Source organism: Pseudomonas sp. NFACC42-2 (assembly GCF_900116055.1).
Classification (GTDB): domain Bacteria; phylum Pseudomonadota; class Gammaproteobacteria; order Pseudomonadales; family Pseudomonadaceae; genus Aquipseudomonas; species Aquipseudomonas marginalis.
Genome location: NZ_FOZO01000003.1, coordinates 434,084 through 449,937, shown reverse-complemented (window position 1 = coordinate 449,937; position 15,854 = coordinate 434,084). Strand labels below are relative to the sequence as shown.

Here is a 15,854-nt window from a genome sequence, read left to right as displayed (position 1 = left end):
ACGAGCGGCACCCAAAATCTCTGGGCGTGGCATAATCCGTGACCTTTCATTTTCATTGGCACTTGCATCAGTAAAGCAGGGGGGGCAATTCCTTGACCGCTTCAAGCAAAACGTTGCACCTTTTCGGCATCAAAGCCTGCGACACCATGAAAAAAGCGCGCACCTGGCTCGACGAGCACGCGGTGAGCTATGAGTTCCACGACTACAAAACGGCCGGTATCGACCGCGAACACTTGACCCAATGGTGCAACGAGCACGGTTGGCAGGTGGTTTTGAACCGTGCGGGCACCACCTTTCGCAAACTCGAAGACGAACGCAAAGCCGATCTCGATCAGTCGAAAGCCATTGAATTGATGCTCGCACAACCTTCGATGATCAAGCGCCCGGTGCTTGATCTCGGTGACAGAACCCTGATTGGCTTCAAGCCAGATAGTTATTCGGCGGCCCTCAAGTAGGCCAGCCCTTCCATTTTTGTAGAGGTAACAGCATGTCCAATTCCCTGTTCAGCCTGGGCTTCGGCGTCGGCACTCAGAACCGCCAAGGTGCTTGGCTGGAAGTGTTTTACGCACAACCCCTGCTCAACCCATCGGCAGAAATCGTTGCCGCCATCGCGCCGATCCTCGGCTACAGCGAAGGCAACCAGGCGATCACCTTCACCGTCGCCCAGGCCCTGCAACTGGCTGACGCGCTCAAAGGCGTCGACGCCACCCAGGCTGCCCTGCTGAGCCGCCTGGCCGAAAGCCACACCCCATTGGTCGCCACCTTGCTGGCCGAAGACACCGCACTGACGTCCACCCCGGAGGCCTACCTCAAGCTGCACCTGCTGTCCCATCGCCTGGTCAAGCCACACGGCCTGAGCCTCGCCGGTGTGTTCCCGCAACTGCCGAACGTGGCCTGGACCAGCCAGGGCGCGATCGACATCAACGAATTGGCCGAACGCCAACTGGAAGCCCGCCTGCGTGGCGAGCTGCTGGAAGTGTTCTCGGTGGACAAGTTCCCGAAAATGACCGACTACGTGGTACCGAGCGGCGTGCGTATCGCGGATGCCGCGCGTATCCGCCTCGGCGCCTATGTGGGCGAAGGCACCACCGTGATGCATGAAGGTTTCGTCAACTTCAACGCCGGCACCGAAGGCCCGGGCATGATCGAAGGCCGTGTATCGGCTGGCGTGTTCGTCGGCAAGGGTTCGGACCTGGGCGGCGGTTGCTCGACCATGGGCACCCTGTCGGGCGGCGGCAACATCGTGATCAAGGTCGGCGAAGGCTGCCTGATCGGCGCCAACGCCGGTATCGGTATCCCATTGGGCGACCGCAACACCGTGGAGTCGGGCCTGTATGTCACCGCCGGCACCAAGGTTGCGCTGCTTGACGAGTCGAACCAACTGGTCAAGGTGGTCAAGGCCCGTGAGCTGGCCGGCCAACCCGACCTGCTGTTCCGCCGTAACTCCGAGACCGGTGCCGTGGAGTGCAAAACCCACAAATCGGCCATCGAACTGAACGAAGCGCTGCACGCTCACAACTAAGCAGCCACTCGATGCCACTAGCGGGCCCCGAACCTGGGGCCCGCTTATACGAGTCTTGAACACCATGCTTGTGCCCTCCCCCTGGCGCGCCGACTTTCCGGCCATCGCCACCCTGCAACGGCAAGACCAGACCTACCTGGACAACGCCGCGACGACGCAAAAACCCCAGGCCCTGCTGGATGCCATCAGCCATTACTACGCCAATGGCGCCGCCAATGTGCACCGTGCCCAGCATTTGCCGGGCGCCCATGCGACCCAGGCCTTCGAGGACAGTCGCAGCAAGGTTGCGCAGTGGTTGAATGCAGGTGACAGCGGGCAAATCGTGTTTACCCATGGCGCGACGTCAGCGCTGAACCTCCTGGCTTATGGCCTTGAGCACTTATTCAATGCGGGCGATGAGATTGTCATCAGCGCCCTGGAACACCACGCCAACCTGTTGCCGTGGCAGCAACTGGCCAAGCGTCGCGCGCTCACCCTGGTGGTACTGCCTCTCGGTGATGACGGCGTGATCGACCTGCAAGCCGCCGCCGAGTCGATCGGCCCGCGTACACGCCTGCTGGCGGTGAGCCAACTGTCCAACGTGCTTGGCACCTGGCAGCCGCTGCCGGCCTTGCTGGCGTTGGCCCAGGCCCACGGCGCCCTGACCGTGGTCGATGGCGCCCAAGGCATCGTCCACGGCCGCCACGACGTGCAGGCCCTGGGCTGCGACTTCTATGTATTTTCCAGCCACAAGCTGTACGGTCCGGACGGCGTCGGCGTGCTGTACGGCAGCCACGCAGCCCTGCATCACCTGCGCCATTGGCAATTCGGTGGCGAGATGGTGCAACAGGCTGAGTACCAAAGCGCGAGCTTTCGCCCGGCACCGCTGGGCTTCGAGGCCGGCACCCCGCCGATCGCCGGTGTGATCGGCCTGGGCGCGTCCCTTGACTACCTGGGTTCGCTGGATCAGCACGCGGTGCTCGCCCATGAAGCAGCCCTGCATGACTACCTGTTGCGCGGGCTGAACGCGCGCAATGGTGTCCGTGTGCTGGGGTCGCCGCAGGCGGCGCTGGTCAGTTTTGTGGTCGAGGGCGTGCACAATGCCGACCTCGCGCACCTGCTGACCGAACAAGGCATTGCCGTACGTGCCGGCCATCATTGCGCGATGCCACTGCTCAAGGCGATGCATTTGTCGGGGGCGATCCGTGTCTCCCTGGCGCTGTATAACGACTCCGATGACCTGGAACGCTTCTTTGAAGCACTGGACCGGGCGCTGGATATGCTGCGATGAGCCTGCCGGTGGATGCGGTAGCTGCGCTGGAGGCCTTTCAATCAGTCGGCAGTTGGGAACAACGCGCGCGAATGCTGATGCAGTGGGGTGAACGCCTGCCCGTATTGGCGGATGAGGAGAAGGTCGATGCCAACCTGGTGCAGGGCTGTGAGAGCCTGGTGTGGTTGGTGGGACGCTTGCACGATGGCCACTGGCAGTTCGCCGCGAGCAGCGATGCGCGGATGATTCGTGGCTTGGTGGCATTGCTGCTGGCACGGGTCAATGGGTTGTCGGCGGACGAGTTGCAGGCGGTCGACTTGCCGGATTGGTTCAATCAGCTGGGGCTTTCCCGTCAACTGTCGCCGTCGCGCAGCAATGGGCTGAATGCAGTCCTGCAGCGCATGCGCGAACTCAGTCATACCCACATTTGAACCGTGTAACGTTCTGAGACTCAGGCGGGCTTGACCCGCTCCGAAGGCCTGCGCGCCCCGGCCACAATCTTGTCCACCGCCTTGGTCGCCGCGACCATGCCGAAGGTCGCCGTCACCATCATCACCGCGCCAAACCCGCCGGCGCAGTCCAGCTTCACCCCATCGCCGACAAAACTCTTCTGCAAGCAGATGCTGCCATCCGGCTTGGGGTAGCGCAGTTGCTCGGTGGAAAACACGCACGGCACGCTGTAATGACGGGTCACGGTGCGGGAAAAGCCGTAGTCACGGCGCAAGGTGGAGCGCACTTTCGACGCCAAGGGGTCATTAAAGGTGCGGTTCAGGTCGCAGACCTGGATCAGCGTCGGGTCGATCTGCCCGCCGGCGCCACCAGTCGTGATGATCTGGATCTTGCGGCGCTTGCACCAGGCGATCAGCGCGGCCTTGGCATTGACGGCGTCGATGCAGTCGATCACGCAATCGATGTTGGGCGTGATGTACTCCGCCATCGTGTCGCGGGTGACGAAATCCGCCACCGCATGCACCGTGCAATCCGGGTTGATCGCGCGCAGGCGCTCGGCCATCACCTCGACCTTGGGCTTGCCCACGGTGCTGTCCAAGGCGTGCAACTGGCGGTTGCTGTTGCTGACGCAGACGTCGTCCAGGTCGAACAGCGAAATCTCGCCCACTCCGCAACGGGCCATGGCTTCCGCCGCCCAGGAGCCGACGCCGCCGACGCCGACGATCGCCACATGGGCCGCTTTCAAGCGCTCCAGGCCTTCAATGCCATACAAGCGGGCGACGCCTGCAAACCGCGGATCTTCTGTACTCATGACCATTACCCCAAAAACCGGCGCGCATTATAGGACTACGCAGCGACAAGTTTTAAGCTACAAGCTACAAGTTAAGAACTTAGATGTACTTTCGCTGCCCAATGTCCGGTTTTTCTCGGCTTGCTGTACGGTCAGGGAAAGGCCGGTGTAGGATGCGCGCCGTTCGGTGCAGGCCGACACCTCTTTTCGTTCCACACCCTTTGGAACCCGACATAACCATGGCATCGCGTAAATTTGGACTCAACCTGGTGATAGTGCTGGCAATTGCCGCGCTGTTCACCGGCTTCTGGGCGCTGATCAACCGCCCGGTCACTGCTCCCAACTGGCCCGAGCAGATCTCCGGTTTTTCCTACTCGCCGTTCCAGCAAGGCCAGTACCCGCAGAAAAACCAGTACCCCACCGACGAGCAGATGCGTCGCGATCTGGAGATCATGAGCAAGCTGACGGATAACATCCGCACCTACTCGGTCGACGGCACGCTGGGGGACATTCCCAAGCTGGCCGAAGAGTTCGGCCTGCGCGTAACCCTGGGGATCTGGATCAGCCCGGACCTGGAGCGTAACGAGCGCGAAGTCCAGCGCGCCATCGAGATCGCCAACAGCTCGCGCAGTGTCGTGCGGGTTGTCGTCGGTAACGAGGCGCTGTTCCGTGAAGAGATCACACCTGAAGCGCTGATTGTGCTGCTGGACCGAGTGCGCGCCGCCGTGAAAGTCCCGGTGACGACCTCCGAGCAATGGCATATCTGGGAAAAGAACCCGCAACTGGCCAAGCACGTCGACCTGATCGCCGCGCACATCCTGCCGTTCTGGGAATACATCCCGATGGACAAGGCCGGCCAGTACGTACTCGACCGCGCCAGGGACCTGAAGAAACTGTTCCCGAAAAAGCCGCTGCTGCTGTCGGAAGTGGGCTGGCCAAGTAACGGCCGTATGCGCGGCGGGAATGAAACGTCTCCCGCAGACCAGGCCATTTACCTGCGTACGCTGGTGAACAAGCTGAACCGCCAGGGCTACAACTACTTCGTGATCGAGGCCTTCGACCAGCCGTGGAAGGTCAGCGACGAAGGCTCGGCCGGCGCGTATTGGGGCGTCTACAACGCCGCGCGCCAGCAGAAATTCAACTTCGAAGGGCCGGTGGTGGCAATCCCGCAGTGGCGCGTCCTGGCGATCGGCTCGGTGGTGCTCGCCTTGCTGTCCCTGACCCTGCTGATGATTGACGGCTCATCCCTGCGCCAGCGTGGCCGCACCTTCCTGACCTTTATCGCGTTCCTCTGCGGTTCCGTACTGGTGTGGATCGGCTACGACTACAGCCAGCAATACAGCACCTGGTTCAGCGTGACCGTCGGCATCTTGTTGGCCCTGGGCGCCCTGGGCGTGTTCATTGTGTTGCTGACCGAAGCCCACGAACTGGCGGAAGCGGTATGGACCCACAAGCGCCGGCGTGAATTCCTGCCGGTGGAAGGGGAATCGGACTACCGCCCGAAAGTGTCGATCCATGTGCCGTGCTACAACGAGCCGCCAGAGATGGTCAAACAGACCCTCGACGCCCTGGCGGCCCTCGATTACCCGGACTATGAAGTCCTGATCATCGACAACAACACCAAGGACCCGGCGGTATGGGAACCGGTGCGCGACTACTGCGAAACCCTGGGCCCGCGCTTCAAGTTTTTCCACGTCGCCCCCCTGGCCGGTTTCAAGGGCGGTGCACTGAACTACCTGATCCCGCACACCGCCAAGGATGCCGAAGTGATCGCGGTGATCGACTCGGACTACTGCGTGTCGCCGAACTGGCTCAAGCACATGGTGCCGCACTTCGCCGACCCGAAAATCGCCGTGGTGCAGTCGCCGCAGGACTACCGCGACCAGAACGAAAGCACCTTCAAGAAGCTCTGCTACGCCGAATACAAAGGTTTCTTCCATATCGGCATGGTCACCCGTAACGACCGCGACGCGATTATCCAGCACGGCACCATGACCATGACCCGTCGCTCGGTGCTCGAGGAACTGGGCTGGGCCGACTGGTGCATCTGCGAAGACGCCGAACTCGGCCTGCGGGTATTCGAGAAAGGCCTGTCGGCGGCGTATTACCACGACAGCTACGGCAAGGGCCTGATGCCGGATACCTTTATCGACTTCAAGAAACAGCGCTTCCGCTGGGCCTATGGCGCGATCCAGATCATCAAGCGTCACACCGCCAGCCTGCTGCGTGGCAAGGACACCGAGCTGACCCGTGGCCAGCGCTACCACTTCCTCGCGGGCTGGTTGCCGTGGGTGGCGGATGGCATGAACATCTTCTTCACCGTCGGCGCGCTGTTGTGGTCGGCGGCGATGATCATCGTGCCGACGCGGGTCGACCCGCCGCTGTTGATTTTCGCGATCCCGCCGTTGGCGTTGTTCGTGTTCAAGGTGGGCAAGATCATCTTCCTCTACCGCCGCGCGGTAGGTGTGAACCTCAAGGATGCGTTCTGCGCCGCCCTGGCTGGCCTGGCGTTGTCCCACACCATCGCCAAGGCGGTGCTGTATGGCTTCTTCACCACCAGCATTCCGTTCTTTCGTACACCGAAAAACGCGGATAACCACGGCTTCTGGGTAGCGATTTCCGAAGCCCGCGAAGAAATGTTCATCATGCTGCTGTTGTGGGGCGCGGCGCTGGGGATCTACCTGGTGCAAGGCCTGCCGAGCAATGACATACGTTTCTGGGTGGTGATGTTGCTGGTGCAATCGCTGCCGTATGTGGCGGCGTTGATCATGGCGTTCCTGTCGTCGCTGCCGAAACCGGCCGTGGCACCTGAGCCTGCACCTGTGGCTTAAAAACTTGCGCAATGCACTAAACGGCGGCCTCTGGCCGCCGTTTTGCTATAAGATAACGGCCGTTTTGTCTGCCCGCCCTGCTCTTCCAAACATGCTTCCCGGAGTTTTCCCATGACGGCCCATGCCGACCTTTCGCCGACCCTTCAACTTGCCATCGACCTGATCCGTCGTCCCTCGGTCACGCCGATCGACGCCGATTGCCAGAAGCTGATGATGCAGCGCCTGGGCGACGCCGGTTTTGCGCTGGAGCCGATGCGCATCGAGGACGTGGACAACTTCTGGGCCACCCATGGCAAGCACGATGGTCCGGTGCTGTGCTTCGCCGGCCACACCGACGTGGTCCCCACCGGCCCGGTGCAAGCCTGGCAGAACGACCCGTTCGACGCATTGATCGACGAAAACGGCATGCTCTGCGGGCGTGGCGCGGCCGACATGAAAGGCAGCCTGGCCGCCATGCTGGTGGCGGCCGAGCGCTTCGTCAGCGACTACCCGGACCACAAGGGCTCGGTCGCGTTCCTGATCACCAGCGATGAGGAAGGCCCGGCGCACCATGGCACCAAGGCCGTGATCGAACGCCTGGCTGCGCGCAAGGAGCGCCTGGACTGGTGCATCGTCGGCGAACCGTCGAGCACCACCCTGGTGGGTGACGTGGTCAAGAACGGCCGTCGCGGCTCCCTCGGCGCCACCCTGACCGTGCGCGGCGTACAGGGCCATGTGGCCTACCCGCACCTGGCGAAGAACCCGATCCACCTGGCCGCACCGGCCCTGGCCGAACTGGCCGCCGAGCACTGGGACAACGGCAACGCCTTCTTCCCGCCGACCAGCTTCCAGATCTCCAACCTCAACTCTGGCACCGGCGCCACCAACGTGATTCCGGGTGACCTGACGGCGGTGTTCAACTTCCGTTTTTCCACAGAATCCACTGTCGAAGGCCTGCAACAGCGCGTTGCGGCGATTCTCGACAAGCATGGCCTGGACTGGCATGTGGAGTGGGCGCTGTCCGGCCTGCCGTTCCTCACCGAGCCGGGCGCGTTGCTTGATGCGGTGTCGGCCAGCATCAAGGCGATCACCGGGCGTGAGACCCAGGCCTCCACCAGTGGCGGTACCTCCGATGGGCGCTTCATTGCGACCCTCGGCACCCAGGTGGTCGAGCTGGGCCCGGTGAACGCGACGATCCACCAGGTCAACGAGCGGATCCTGGCCAGCGACCTCGACGTGCTGACCGAAATCTATTACCAGACCCTGATCAAGTTGCTCGCCTGATGCTGGCCTGCCCGATTTGCAGCGCCCCGCTCAACGCGGTGGACAATGGCGTGGCGTGCCCGGCCGGGCACCGTTTCGACCGCGCGCGCCAGGGTTACCTGAACCTGCTGCCGGTGCAGCACAAGAACAGCCGCGACCCGGGCGACAACCTGGCGATGGTCGAGGCGCGCCGTGACTTTCTCAACGCCGGGCACTACGCCCCGGTGGCCAGGCGCCTGGCCGAGCTGGCCGCCGAACGCGCACCGCAGCGCTGGGTGGACATCGGTTGCGGCGAGGGTTACTACACCGCGCAAATCGCCGCGGCCCTGCCCCATGCCGATGGCTACGCCCTGGACATTTCCAAGGAAGCGGTCAAGCGCGCGTGCAAACGCGACCCGACGCTGACCTGGTTGATCGCCAGCATGGCCCGCGTGCCGTTGGCCGACGCCAGCTGCCAGTTCCTCGCCAGTGTGTTCAGCCCGTTGGATTGGCAAGAGGCCAAGCGCCTGCTCAGTCCCGGCGGCGGCCTGATGAAGGTCGGCCCGACCAGCGGCCACCTGATGGAACTGCGCGAGCGCCTGTACGACGAAGTGCGCGAGTACACCGACGACAAGCACCTGGCCCTGGTGCCGGACGGCATGAGCCTGGCCCACAGTGAAACCCTGGAATTCAAGTTAAGCCTGGCCGAGCCCCAGGACCGCGCCAACCTGCTGGCCATGACCCCCCACGGCTGGCGCGCCAGTGCCGAACGCCGTGCCGAGGTGATCAAGGCGGCCGAGCCGCTGCTGGTCACGGTATCGATGCGCTACGATTATTTCGTGCTTCAATAACCGACTTTTAACCATCCGCGAATGGATTTTCGAATCCCGCAACGAGGAATATCCATGCGCCAACCCGATATCGAGATTTACCTGAAGGACGCCGACGTCGACTACAAGGCCATCGCCGCCTGGCTGGGCGCTGCCCTGGGCCCTTGCAGCGACTGGGTCCAGCGTGGCCAGACCTACAAGTGCAAGGCCGGCAATGTGCCGGTCACCTGGCTGCCGAAAGCCGTAGGCAAGTGGAACAGCCTGTACCTGGAAAGTGACCAGACGCCGTGGGAAGACGACATTGCCTGCGCCCGCGCTGCGTTTGCTGCGCTGAACGTGGAAGTGCGCTGCGCACCGGGTAGCTGGGTCGAGGAAGAAGGTGAGGAAAGCGCCGACACCTGGATCCGCATCAGCGCGGACGGTGAAGAGCAGATCACCTGGAAAACTGCCTGATCCGAACTGTTAACCCAATCAAATGTGGGAGGGGGCTTGCCCCCGATAGCGGTGTATCAGCCAATATATTCAGTGACTGGCACTCCGCAATCGGGGGCAAGCCCCCTCCCACATGGGTTCTGCGGTGTAACAAATCCGCATTACAAACCGACCACATCCTCCGCCTGCAACCCCTTCTCGCCGCTTACCACGGCGTATTCCACCTGCTGGCCCTCGGCCAACGAACGGTGGCCGTCGCCGCGAATGGCGCGGTAGTGCACAAACACATCCTTGCCATCTTCACGCTGGATAAAGCCATAGCCCTTGGCGTCGTTGAACCACTTCACATTGCCTGTCTCGCGCGTTGCCATCTGTTCACTCCCACTTGATTGTTATTGTTGAGCCGATCGCGTTGAACTGCCGAGTATAAGACAGGCTCAAAAACGATCAACTCAAGTTTACATCGCTGCTTTTTTGCCGATTTTCGGCGAATACGGCACACTACCCGCCCGAGCGCCTGCTCGGTTTTTCCCACTTGAAGCAGCTCGCCTATGACCCGCTCCCCGTTCCGCCGTCTGGTGTTTGGCACCTTGCGCCGACTGTTGTACCTCTGGGTTCGCTCGGAGACGATCAACCAGTCGTCCCTTACCCTCAACCTGGACCGCAGCCGGCCGGTGTTTTACGTCCTGCAATCGCCTTCCCTCACCGAATTGGCCGTGGTCGATGCCGAGTGCACCAAGGCCGGTCTGCCGCGCCCGGTACTGCCGGTATCGGTAGGCCCGCTGATGGAACCCGCGGCGTTCTTCTACCTCACGCCCGAGCCGGACTGGCTGGGGCGCCAGGACAAGCGCGGCGCGCCGCCGACCCTGACCCGCCTGGTCAACACCCTCAGCGAACACGCCGAAGAGAATGCACAAATCATTCCGGTCAGCGTGTTCTGGGGACAAACCCCTGCGAGCGAGTCCAGCCCGTGGAAACTGCTGTTTGCCGACAGCTGGGCGGTCACCGGGCGTCTACGCCGGTTGTTGAGCATCCTGATCCTGGGGCGCAAGACCCGCGTGCAATTCTCCGCGCCCATCAACCTGCGTGAATTGATCGAGCACAATAAAGGCCACGAACGCACCGTGCGCATGGCCCAACGCATCCTGCGCGTGCACTTTCGTAACCTGAAGACTGCGGTGATCGGCCCCGATTTGTCCCACCGGCGCAATCTGGTGAAAGGCCTGGTCAACATGCCACTGGTGCGCCAGGCCATCCTTGACGAAGCCGAGCGGGAAAAAATCAGCCCGGAAAAAGCCAAGGCCCTGGCCCTGCGCTACGGCAACGAGATCGCCTCGGACTACACCTACACCGCGATCCGCTTCCTGGAAGTGGTGTTGAGCTGGTTCTGGAACAAGATCTACGACGGCATCAAGGTCAATAACATCGAGGGCGTGCAACAGGTTGCCCAGGGCTACGAGGTGATTTATGTGCCTTGCCACCGCAGCCATATCGACTACCTGCTGCTGTCCTACCTGCTGTTCAAGAACGGCCTGACCCCGCCGCATATCGCCGCCGGCATCAACCTGAACATGCCGGTGATCGGCAGCCTGTTGCGCCGTGGCGGTGCGTTTTTCATGCGCCGCACCTTCAAGGGCAACCCGCTGTACACCTCGGTGTTCAACGAATACCTGCACACCTTGTTCACCAAGGGCTTCCCGGTGGAATACTTCGTCGAAGGCGGGCGCTCACGCACCGGGCGCATGCTGCAGCCGAAGACCGGGATGCTGGCGATTACGCTGCGCAGTTTCCTGCGCTCCTCGCGCATGCCGATCGTGTTCGTGCCGGTGTATATCGGCTATGAGCGCGTGCTCGAAGGCCGCACCTACCTCGGCGAGCTGCGGGGTGCGAGCAAGAAGAAAGAGTCGATCTTCGATATTTTCAAAGTGGTCGGCGCGCTCAAGCAGCGCTTTGGCCAGGTCGCGGTCAACTTCGGCGAGCCGATCAAGCTGGCGGAGTTCCTCGACGCCGAGCAACCGGACTGGCGCGCCCAGGAACTGGGCCCGAACTACAAACCGGCCTGGCTCAACGAAACCACCAACCGCCTCGGCGAACAGGTGGCCCGCCACCTGAACGAAGCCGCCGCTGTGAACCCGGTGAACCTGGTGGCCCTGGCGCTGCTGTCGACCACGCGCCTGGCCCTGGATGAACAGGCCATGGCCCGCCAGTTGGACCTGTACCTGGCGCTGCTGCGCCGCGTGCCTTATTCGCCCCACACCACCTTGCCCGAAGGCGACGGCCTGGCGCTGATCAAGCACGTCAAGGACATGGACCTGCTGTCGGAACAGAGCGATGCCTTGGGCAAGATTCTGTACCTGGACGAGCAGAACGCCGTCCTGATGACCTACTACCGCAACAACGTACTGCACATCTTCGCCCTGCCAGCGCTGCTGGCCAGCTTCTTCCAGAGCAGCTCCCGAATGAGCCGCGAGCAGATCCTGCGCTATACCCACGCGCTGTACCCGTACCTGCAATCGGAGCTGTTTATCCGCTGGTCGCTGGAAGAGCTGGATACGGTGGTCGATCAATGGCTGGACGCGTTCGTCGAACAGGGCCTGCTGCGCTTCGAAAACAACGTGTACCTGCGCCCCGCACCGAGCTCGCGGCACTTCGTGCTGCTGACCCTGCTGTCCAAGACCATCGCCCAGACCCTGCAACGCTTCTACATGGCGATCTCGCTGCTGCTCAACAGCGGCCAGAACAGCATCAGCGCCGAAGAACTGGAAGACCTGTGCACGATCATGGCCCAGCGCCTGTCGATCCTGCATGGCCTCAACGCCCCGGAATTCTTCGACAAGAGCCTTTTCCGACATTTCATCCAGACCTTGCTGGAACAAGATGTGCTGCGTCGCGACGAGGCCGGCAAGTTGAGCTACCACGATCTGCTCGGCGAACTGGCCGAAGGCGCGGCCAAGCGCGTGTTGCCCGCGGAGATTCGCTTGTCGATCCGCCAGGTGGCCTTGCACCGTGTGGATGGCGCAGCCGAAGCACCGGTGGAAGCGGAAGAAACACGCTAGATTGAACAAGGCGCCAGTTGGATGCTGGCGCCGTTGAAAAGGAGCTGCACCATGAAAAAGATCATTCTCCTGGGCCTCACCGCCCTGCTCGGAGCCTGCCAATCCATGCATCCAGCGCCCAAGGCCAGCCTCGACGGCGAAGTGTTCTACCTGCAACGCATTGCCCTGCCGCCCGCCGCCACCTTGAGCGTGAGCCTGCAAGACGTGTCCCTCGCGGATGCGCCCGCAGTGACGCTGGCCGAGCAGAAAGGCCCGGTCAAAGGCCAGGTGCCGCTGCCGTTTCACCTGACCTACGACCCCGCACAGGTCAAGCCGGGCCACAGTTATTCGGTGAGCGCTCGCATCGAACTGGATGGCAAGCTACTGTTTATCACCACCGAACGGCACACGGTGCAGCTCAACGGCCAGGATCCACAGCCGCTGCGCGTGCGCGTGAACGCCGTAGCACCCTGAACTCGAACATAAGGACGCTCCCATGCTCCGCAACTCCCTTCGCCTCACTGCCCTGTGTGCCGGCCTGCTGTTCGGCGCCAATGCCATGGCCCTGAACCTCAGTAGCCTGTCCCAGGGCGACGCCAGCGGCGGCCTCAAGGATGCCCTGACCCAAGGCGCACAGATCGCCGTGAAACAACTGGGTGTACCCGGCGGTTTCAGCAACAACCCTGAAGTGAAGATCGGCCTGCCGGGCAAGCTGGGCAAAGTCGCCGACAAACTGAAAATGTTCGGCATGGGTGACCAGGTCACGCAGTTGGAAGACAGCATGAACAAAGCCGCTGAAACCGCCGTAACCCAGGCCCAGCCGATCCTGGTCAATGCGGTGAAGAACATGAGCGTGACCGACGCCAAGGGCATCCTCAGCGGCGGCCAGGACTCCGCCACCCAGTATCTGGACAAAAGCAGCCGCGAAGCCATCCGCGCCAAGTTCCTGCCGATCGTCAAGGCCGCTACCGACAAGGTGGGCGTAGCCCAGCAGTACAACGCCCTGGCAGGCAAGGCCGCTGCATTTGGCGCCGTGGATGCCAAGAGCGCCAACGTCGAAAGCTACGTGACCGAACAGGCGCTGGATGGTTTGTTCAAGATGATTGCGCAGCAGGAAGAGACGATTCGCAAGAACCCGGCGGCTGCGGCCACCAGTCTGGCGAAGAAGGTGTTTGGCGCCTTGTAATAGCTGTGATGCCCACGTTTCAGCGAGACGTGGGCATTGGGAAGCCGCTCAATGAGAAGTCTTTAACCAGTTCTTTTGTATTTCTGCTTGATCTCGCATTGAAAAGAACCATTCGCGGCCAACCTTCTTTTTGACAAATATATTCAAGTCGACTAGACCGTTCAGCACGGCCGATGCCGTATTGTAAGAACAGCCTAGATTTTCCTTCACATTGACGGCTGTGAACTGTTTGGCGGTACCGCTCTTGGCGACCTGAAATACCGTCTTTTGTTTCTCATTCAGTTCCTTATAAAGTCCTGACTCCCACAACCAACGCTCAAACGCCTCGGCCTCTCGGACACTTATCTCGTAAGACTGCTTAAATCCATCAACTGCGCGTTGCACGATGGAGCACTGATAGTCGATGAAGTAAGTCAGATCGAGTTCATCCGTCTCCGTATACAGATAAGACATACCGTATTGAACAGCCGCATTCTTCAGCAAGACACTGATGGAGATATACCTGAATGCCGCGTAATCGCTTTTAAACATGAACCAATAAAACAACGCACGCGCAACACGACCATTGCCATCCCGAAAGGGATGCTCGTAACCCAAGGCAAAGTGCAGAGAAATGCCTTTGATCAGTGGATGCAGGTAGCGGGTGGCCGTAGCATCGTCGTGACAAGTATTGATCCAATCAGCCAACCGCTCCAGCCGAGTGATGATCCCCTCTGCGGGAGGTGGCGAATGCACAACATTGCCATCACCATCCTGGACAACCACCTCATCGTTTAAACGAAAGCTGCCAGGAGAATATTTATCATCGTCAATGCCCTGAACACCTACTTCGTGCATGTCCGCGATCAACTCCACACTTAGCGGCTCGTTTCTCTTATCCCAAGCGAAACGCATCATTCGGTAATTGCCGATGATCATTTTTTCATCTGGCGTTCTGGGCAGTCGCTCTCGCTTCAACATATCTTTTGCAACGAGCGTCGTGGTTGCCGCGCCCTCCAACTGGCTGCTACTGATCGCCTCATCTTCAATCAGGTCGTTGAGCAAATACTTTATATGAGCAGCCTTCCCGACCTTGCTGCTCATGTACTCAAGCGCGGCAGTCGAGGCATACCTGTCGACCGTGGAGACCACGCGTTGTGCGGTTGGCGTTAATACAAAGTTGCACCAGACCTCAGGCGTACCTACGGGCACTATTTGCTGATACAGACGGGAGCGCTCGTACTTTACGATCCCCCAGCATATCGCTTGATCCAAGTGCTGAGGAAAACGGTGGCGTAGCTGATCAAAGTGCAAATAGCGGCCCCGACTGTCTGTTGGCTGAGACAGCTTCATATAGTCAGATAGATGCTGAAGATGGGGCTCCTGGCCAATGAGAACAAAAACCCGTTCCGGCACCTTGGGTGGCAGTTTAATCATCAAAATCTCAATTTTTGATTTCTGAGACTTGAGTACAGCAGAAAACCCCACCTATCTCAATAACCACGAAAATTGAGACATGCCTTTCTTCAATGCAATACCGACTCAGCCAATCGCCCCACCGTCAACGTTGCAAAGCCCCCCATGGCCAGCGCCGTCGCACGGTTGATCTTCAAGGGTGTCAGCCAGGCTTTTTGCAGCCCTTCGAAGCGACTGCCGAATACGATCCACGCAGACCCTACCGGTATCACCACCAATGCCAGTGTGGCCATGAACCCGGCATAGCCTTGCCATGCGGCAAAGGTGCCGGCCGGCGCAATGAACGACACGATCAACAGCCCCTTGGGGTTCATCAGTGTCAACCAGAAAAAGCTCAACCCACTGAGGCGGTCGCGGCCAGGGTCGACGGTGCTGTTTTTGCGTTGCCAGAGCTTGTACGAGACATACAGCAGGTATCCGGCCGCCGCCAATTGCGTGAACTTCGACGCCCAAGGCGAATAGGCCGCCAGGTAGAGCAGTGCAACACCCCATATCGAAACCTGAAGCACGTAAGCCAGGCACTCGACAAATGCCAACCACCAGGACGCACGATAGCCAAACAATACGCCGGCACGAAACAGCAAGGTATTGGTGGGACCGGGGGCAAGCAGTAGCAACATCAAGGCTGGAATGCAGGCGAACATGCAGGTTTTCCTCAAGAGTGACGACCCAAAGTCGTTCCACCCATCGAAACTGACGCGTCAACATGGATGGCCCGGCGACAGTGGCCATCATCAAACTCGCGAAGTCTACTGCAAGTACCCGCAAGATGCCCTCACCGGGAGGGCATGCAGATTCGTTCCAGCGGTTAAACGAGACACCTATAGGAAAGCGCCCATGACAAAAGTCGTCG

At 60.8% G+C, this 15,854-nt stretch carries 15 protein-coding genes; 11 read left to right on the top strand and 4 right to left on the bottom strand.

What is annotated here, in order from left to right:
* Positions 1-146 precede the first annotated feature (146 nt).
* The 4 genes from BM416_RS09395 to BM416_RS09380 all read left to right on the top strand — a co-directional run bounded on the left by BM416_RS09395 (position 147) and on the right by BM416_RS09380 (position 3,202).
* A complete protein-coding gene (locus BM416_RS09395) occupies positions 147-455 on the top strand; it encodes an arsenate reductase (RefSeq protein WP_231982825.1) in 309 nt (102 codons plus the stop codon).
* A gap of 32 nt (positions 456-487) precedes the next feature.
* Complete coding sequence (gene dapD, locus BM416_RS09390) at positions 488-1,522, top strand: 2,3,4,5-tetrahydropyridine-2,6-dicarboxylate N-succinyltransferase (protein WP_092487613.1); 1,035 nt, start codon at positions 488-490, stop codon at positions 1,520-1,522.
* Between the two features lie 64 nt (positions 1,523-1,586).
* Positions 1,587-2,792 carry an aminotransferase class V-fold PLP-dependent enzyme gene (locus tag BM416_RS09385; protein ID WP_092487611.1) on the top strand — a complete coding sequence of 402 codons (1,206 nt, stop codon included), beginning with the start codon at positions 1,587-1,589 and terminating at the stop codon, positions 2,790-2,792.
* Entirely contained in the window at positions 2,789-3,202 is a 414-nt protein-coding gene (locus BM416_RS09380; protein WP_065938765.1) for a SufE family protein, read from the top strand. The genes BM416_RS09385 and BM416_RS09380 overlap by 4 nt, the downstream gene beginning before the upstream one ends.
* 20 nt (positions 3,203-3,222) lie before the next feature.
* On the opposite strand, the gene tcdA is transcribed toward BM416_RS09380, so the two are convergent.
* A complete protein-coding gene (gene tcdA, locus BM416_RS09375) occupies positions 3,223-4,032 on the bottom strand; it encodes a tRNA cyclic N6-threonylcarbamoyladenosine(37) synthase TcdA (protein WP_175539048.1) in 810 nt (269 codons plus the stop codon).
* Positions 4,033-4,250: 218 nt separating this feature from the next.
* Here tcdA and BM416_RS09370 point away from each other — a divergent pair, with 218 nt between their 5' ends.
* The 4 genes from BM416_RS09370 (at position 4,251) to BM416_RS09355 (ending at position 9,346) form a co-directional block, all read left to right on the top strand.
* Positions 4,251-6,842 (top strand): glycosyltransferase, encoded by a 2,592-nt coding sequence (locus tag BM416_RS09370; protein WP_027604489.1) that lies wholly within the window; start codon positions 4,251-4,253, stop codon positions 6,840-6,842.
* Between the two features lie 111 nt (positions 6,843-6,953).
* Positions 6,954-8,105 carry a succinyl-diaminopimelate desuccinylase gene (gene dapE, locus BM416_RS09365; protein WP_027604490.1) on the top strand — a complete coding sequence of 384 codons (1,152 nt, stop codon included), beginning with the start codon at positions 6,954-6,956 and terminating at the stop codon, positions 8,103-8,105.
* Entirely contained in the window at positions 8,105-8,914 is an 810-nt protein-coding gene (locus BM416_RS09360; protein WP_092487605.1) for a putative RNA methyltransferase, read from the top strand. The genes dapE and BM416_RS09360 overlap by 1 nt, the downstream gene beginning before the upstream one ends.
* Positions 8,915-8,968: 54 nt before the next feature.
* Positions 8,969-9,346 (top strand): hypothetical protein, encoded by a 378-nt coding sequence (locus tag BM416_RS09355; RefSeq protein ID WP_065948851.1) that lies wholly within the window; start codon positions 8,969-8,971, stop codon positions 9,344-9,346.
* Positions 9,347-9,486: 140 nt separating this feature from the next.
* Here BM416_RS09355 and BM416_RS09350 read toward each other — a convergent pair whose 3' ends face one another.
* On the bottom strand, positions 9,487-9,696 hold the full coding sequence (locus tag BM416_RS09350; RefSeq protein ID WP_017529713.1) for a cold shock domain-containing protein: 210 nt from the start codon (positions 9,694-9,696) through the stop codon (positions 9,487-9,489).
* 180 nt (positions 9,697-9,876) lie between these two features.
* On the opposite strand from BM416_RS09350, the gene plsB reads away from it, so the two are divergent.
* From plsB to BM416_RS09335, 3 genes are read left to right on the top strand one after another with little or no spacing between them, the layout of a single operon-like run.
* On the top strand, positions 9,877-12,381 hold the full coding sequence (gene plsB / locus BM416_RS09345; RefSeq protein ID WP_092487602.1) for a glycerol-3-phosphate 1-O-acyltransferase PlsB: 2,505 nt from the start codon (positions 9,877-9,879) through the stop codon (positions 12,379-12,381).
* 51 nt (positions 12,382-12,432) lie between these two features.
* Entirely contained in the window at positions 12,433-12,834 is a 402-nt protein-coding gene (locus BM416_RS09340; RefSeq protein ID WP_027604494.1) for a YbaY family lipoprotein, read from the top strand.
* A gap of 22 nt (positions 12,835-12,856) precedes the next feature.
* Positions 12,857-13,546 (top strand): DUF4197 domain-containing protein, encoded by a 690-nt coding sequence (locus BM416_RS09335; RefSeq protein ID WP_092487599.1) that lies wholly within the window; start codon positions 12,857-12,859, stop codon positions 13,544-13,546.
* 48 nt (positions 13,547-13,594) lie between these two features.
* Here BM416_RS09335 and BM416_RS09330 read toward each other — a convergent pair whose 3' ends face one another.
* Both BM416_RS09330 and BM416_RS09325 read right to left on the bottom strand, forming a co-directional pair.
* Positions 13,595-14,959 (bottom strand): Fic family protein, encoded by a 1,365-nt coding sequence (locus BM416_RS09330; protein WP_371856052.1) that lies wholly within the window; start codon positions 14,957-14,959, stop codon positions 13,595-13,597.
* A gap of 92 nt (positions 14,960-15,051) precedes the next feature.
* A complete protein-coding gene (locus BM416_RS09325; RefSeq protein ID WP_092356443.1) occupies positions 15,052-15,645 on the bottom strand; it encodes a LysE family translocator in 594 nt (197 codons plus the stop codon).
* Between the last annotated feature and the right edge of the window lie 209 nt (positions 15,646-15,854).